This is a genomic window from Streptomyces sp. KR55, assembly GCF_052245645.1.
Taxonomy (GTDB): Bacteria; Actinomycetota; Actinomycetes; order Streptomycetales; family Streptomycetaceae; genus Streptomyces; species Streptomyces flavusporus.
In genome coordinates, this window is record NZ_JBQQCE010000901.1 from 1 (window position 1) to 1,384 (window position 1,384).

A 1,384-nucleotide genomic window follows, 5' to 3' on the forward strand; every position below is an offset into this window, starting at 1 on the left:
GCCAGCGGGTCAGCTCGGCGATGGATGCGCCCTCGTCGACATAGCGGCGGAAGAGCTCGGCCACCAGCGCCGCCTCGGTCTCAACGATCTCGTAGCGGGCGGCGCACTCCGGGGTCTTGCGGACGAAGCGGTAGCCGAACGGCGCTCCGGACAGCACGTTCACCGAGCCGGCCCGCGCCCGGTAGGTCTTCCCGCGCCGGTAGCGCTCCATCAGCTGGGCCTTTTCGTACTCGGCGAACATGCCCTGGAACTGGACCAGCAGCTGGTCCTCGGGGCTGTCCCCGCGCGGGCCGCGGACGAACTCCACGCGCGTGCCGGCACGGGCGAACTCCTCGATCAGCAGGGCCTGGTAGGCGAACTTCCGTGCCAGGCGGTCTGGCGCGTAGACGACCACCACATCCACACCGACCTGGGCGACCAGGTCCCGCAGCCGCTCCAGCGCGGGACGCATCAGCGTGGCGCCGGAGTGACCCTCGTCCTCGAAGACCCACTCCTCGGGCAGCTCAAGCCGCATCCGTTCGGCGTACGCGCGCAGTGCTGCCGTCTGCGAGGCGATCGTCTGGTCCTTCTTCTGCCGCTGGGAGGACACCCTCGCGTAGATCGCCGCCGTGCTCACCCTGCGCTCCTTCCTGCACCTGCTGTCGCTGCTGACCAGCCCGGATGCGGGCCCGGCACTGAGGAACCAGCACGTCGTAGGCTGCGGACAGCTCCGCGTCGGCGTGCCGGGAGAAGACCCATTCCAGTTCCGCCATCGGACGGTTCACGGCCCCGTCCGCCGTCCGCTGGCGTCGTCGCGGAGGTAGTCGACCAGGGCCTGGGCCACCACCGAGGAGACGGTGGCCTCACTCGCCCGGGCGTGCTCGCGAACCTGCTCGGCCAGCGAACCGGGCAGCTTGACGGTGAACACCACACTCGCCTCGGGGACGGCGACTCGACCTTGGACCACGGCCTGCTCCACGTACCGGTGTGCCTGACGGACCGACACCCCGTAGCGGGCGGCCAGCACCCGGGCCGCCTCGGCGACAGACACCTCCGCCGCGAGGAGGTCCACGGCAGCATTGACCCGCCGGGCGTACTCGATACCGTCGACACGATCCCCGCGCATGTCATGAACGTACTACCCGTCATGACGCGGCCTACCCTCCGCGCGAGGCAACCTCTCCAACCTCCGGTAGCGCAACGTCACTTCGAAAGTGAAGTTGCCCATTGCGTTGGAGGCGTGAGGATGCCGCCTTGCGGGGTGCCGGTCAGAGTCTCCTTACGAGTTGGTGCGTGATAGCGGGTGGGCATGCTCTCGTGGTGAGGGGCATGGTCGATCGGGCGGTGTTGGCGCATCCGTTGTTCACGGGCATCTCGACGGCGCGTCTGGTGTCTTTGGTTGAGG

2 protein-coding genes are annotated in these 1,384 nt (G+C 68.9%); both read right to left on the minus strand.

What is annotated here, in order from left to right; translation table 11 throughout:
- A partial coding sequence (locus ACTWQJ_RS51380) for a recombinase family protein (protein ID WP_443313201.1) occupies positions 1-616 on the minus strand: 616 nt, incomplete at its 3' end.
- A 144-nt stretch (positions 617-760) separates the two neighbouring features.
- The gene (locus tag ACTWQJ_RS51385) at positions 761-1,105 is read right to left on the minus strand and encodes a hypothetical protein (RefSeq protein WP_443313202.1); all 345 of its coding nucleotides are present in this window, start codon (positions 1,103-1,105) and stop codon (positions 761-763) included.
- Positions 1,106-1,384: the final 279 nt, after the last annotated feature.

What these genes read in the sequence shown, in the direction of transcription:
- ACTWQJ_RS51385 (WP_443313202.1), bottom strand. Translation starts at nt 1,105, where the DNA reads ATGCGCGGGGATCGTGTCGACGGTATCGAGTACGCCCGGCGGGTCAAT.